The 3,626-nt window shown below is 40.3% G+C and carries 1 protein-coding gene; it reads left to right on the top strand.

Annotation, left to right across the window (positions count from 1 at the left end):
- Positions 1–106: 106 nt before the first annotated feature.
- On the top strand, positions 107–3,626 hold a 3,520-nt coding region (locus SINDD18_RS09925; RefSeq protein WP_061864000.1), incomplete at its 3' end, for a Rib/alpha-like domain-containing protein.

Genomic DNA, 3,626 nt, shown 5'->3' with positions numbered 1-3,626 from the left:
CGAATAATTTTATCATCGAATTCTTTGATATTTTTAAATACATATTTTATAATAAAAATGTATGTAGAATATAAAATGCTAAAAAATACGAAAAAGGAGACATAAAATGTATTTCAATCGTAAAAATGCAGAGCAAAAGAACTGGCGTATGATCAAAAAAGGGAAACATTTCCTATTTGGTTGTTCGCTTGTTTTTGCAGTTGGAGCAGCACTAGTCGCTCCATCAGTCAAAGCAGACATAGTAGAAACTAAGCCAGAAGCAGGTTCTACTACGGAAACCACTAAGCCGACTGCAGGTGAAGAGAATGTAACTTATGCAGCGCCAGCTGTAGAAATTACAGCTGCACCAGAAGCTAATACGAAACCAGCCCTTGCGTCAGCTACAGAAGAAGCTAAAGCTGAAGAGAAAGCTACAGAGCCTTCTGCTGCACCAGTAGTAGCAACTACAAAAGAAGCTGACTCTATTCAAGCACCAAGCTTGACAACAGTAGCGGATGCATCAGCATTAACTGCTGAAGAAATTTCAAATGTTACTGAAGCGATTAAAGGTTCAAATCCGATTGCAGTTTCTGTTCAAGTTAGCAATGATGGATCTGCGGTTGTAACATTTGCAGACGGATCAAGCGCAACATTGTCAGCTTCTCAAACAGTTAAAGTCAAGGCAGAAGCTACTTCGGAAGCTCCTACACGTTCACGTCGTGCCCTTTCTCCAGTAAATGGAACTGCACGCTCTTTTGACTCTGAACTTCAGAATGAAGCTCAAAAGAAAGCAATCTACAGTCCGGGTGTGAAGGGTGAAAAGCAAACTTATCAAGGAACAGTTTGGCTTTACCGTAATGGAACAGTCAATAACGATAACCAAGAAGATGCAAAACGCCTTGGTGGTGTAAATGTCTACCTTCAGTATGTAACTGGTAAAGGTTTTGTGTCACCAGTTTATAAGACAACAAGTGAACAAGATGGAACTTTTGTATTTGACTTGTCTAAACCAGTAGCTAACCGCCTAGGAGCTACAGGTGAGTTTCAACTTGCAGGGGATCCTAAGCTTGCTATTCGTACTTGGGTAGAAAATCCAGATCCAACAAAATACACTGTCATCAAGTCTGGTGACCAACGTACAGGTTTCCACGGACGTCTTAGCCGTTTAAATGAAACTTGGGATTTCACGGCTGGTATCAACCGTATTGTTGGTGGTCAAGTAGTTCTCCAAGAAAAACCAAATTCTGAAGACTATCTATTGAAACCAGAAGCAGACCGTCAGACAGGTGACCAAGCAGACGGCCAATTTTCACGTAAAGGCGATTATGGTACAATCCGTGGTAGAGTGTGGTACGAACTTCGTGACCCAAGTGGTTCTGACGCACGTATGTATAAAAAAGACAGCTACGATATTAATGCCACAAACGTTAAAGTAGCGGCTTCATACGTAAATGATGAAGTAACTCGTCTTTTTGACAAATGGAAAAAAGAACACAAAAACTACAAACTTGATGATTTCAAAGCTGCTCAAGCTGAAATTATCAAAGAATACGAAGCTAAGAATGGTAAAGGTTCACATATCGCTGAAACTGTTGTAGTACCAGTTGATAAAGACGGTTACTATCGTATTCCATTCCGTGGTCTTTATGGTGTGAGCGCTGATAAGGCTAACAGTGGACTTTCTAAGAAAATTTCAGATGCAGAGTTTGGAACACTTGTTAAAGATGAAGATTTAGACAATGAACATCTTATGAAGTGGAATGGAACTATTGGACAAAAATACCGTCACATTAATACGGATTATGTTTATGCCACTGTTCTTGTCAATGACTATGCTATTTGGAGCAATAACTACCAATCAAATATGTTTGAAGGTACGTCAGATGCCGTTCTTCCAGTAGGACCTTCATCACTTGCGGCAGCAAATATTTCAAATACCAACTTTGCCCTAATCGCGCCTCAACCAATGCACGATATCTTGGTATACGACAACGCTGATAACTTTGCAAAACCAGGAGATACTGCTGAAAGTACGACTGGTGGACTTATGCCATCACGCGAATACCAAATCCGTTGGTTCAAAAATGGTAAAGCAATCGGTGAAGCAACAACTGTAATGTCAACAGCAGAAGGAACTGCTAAGTCAGTACCACTCACTGTGCCAAATGATCTTACAGAACCAGCAATCTATACATCAGCTGTATTCCTCCAAGGCGAAGACACAAGTGACCTTCATTCAGCATTGGCACTTGATTCATTCACTGCTGTTCTTGATGAAGAAACAGACAAATACACTCCAAAATATGCTGACACACTTGTAACACCAGGAACCCCTGCTACAGCAACGCCAACTTTCACAGATAAAGGTGGGAAAGATACACCAGCTCCAGAAGGTGCTAAATATAGTATTCCATCTGACTTTGTAGCTCCAGAAGGCTACACTGTATCAATCGACGAAAATACAGGAAAAATCACTGTTGAAGCTAAGCCAGGAACAACAGTTGAAGAAGTTGAAGTACCTGTCAAAGTAACATACAAAGACAACTCAACTGATACAGTCAAGGCTACCTTTAAGTTGGATACTGATGGTGATAAGATCCCAGATGTAACGGATGAAGATGATGATAATGATGGTGTCAAAGATTCAGACGAAACAACAGATGGTACAAACACTAAAGATCCAAACTCAATCGCTTCAAAAATTACTCCAATTGATGATCAAACAGGTGTAGTAGGAAAAGAAATCACACCAGTTGTTGTCACAGTAGAGAAAGTTCCTACAGATGGTTCTGTCAAGGTTGAAGGTCTTCCGGATGGTGTTTCTTACAACCCAACAACAAAACAAATTACAGGTACACCAACAACTGAAGGTGAATCAAAAGTAACGATCACAGTTCTTGGTAAAAATGGTCAACCAGTAAAAGGTGCTGATGGACAACCTGTAACTGAAACATTTAAATTTACAGTTACAAAACCAGCAACAGATGCTGATAAGAACACTCCAACAGCTAAGGAACAAACAGTAAACAAGGGTGAAACTCCAGATGCTAAGAAATCAATTGGTAACGTAGATGATCTCCCAAGTGGTACAACATTTGAGTACAAGAAACCAGTAGATACAACTACAACAGGCGATAAGGAAGCAACCGTTGTTGTAACTTACCCAGATGGTTCTAAGGATGAAGTTCCAGTAACTGTTAAGGTAGTAGAAAACCCAACACAAGCAGATCAAAACACCCCAACAGCTAAGGAACAAACAGTTAAGAAGGGTGAAACACCAGACGCTAAGAAATCAATTGGTAACGTAGATGATCTCCCAAGTGGTACAACATTTGAGTACAAGAAACCAGTAGATACAACTACAACAGGCGATAAGGAAGCAACCGTTGTTGTAACTTACCCAGATGGTTCTAAGGATGAAGTTCCAGTAACTGTTAAGGTAGTAGAAAACCCAACACAAGCAGATCAAAACACCCCAACAGCTAAAGATCAAACAGTTAAGAAGGGTGAAACACCAGACGCTAAGAAATCAATTGGTAACGTAGGAGATCTTCCAAGTGGCACAACTTTTGAGTACAAGAAACCAGTAGATACAACTACAACAGGCGATAAGGAAGCAACCGTTGTTGTAACTTACCCAGATGGTT

It is taken from the genome of Streptococcus infantis (assembly GCF_001579645.1).
GTDB lineage: Bacteria > Bacillota > Bacilli > Lactobacillales > Streptococcaceae > Streptococcus > Streptococcus infantis_E.
Note: the sequence above shows the minus strand (reverse complement) of the source record. Positions and strands in the feature narration are given on the sequence as shown.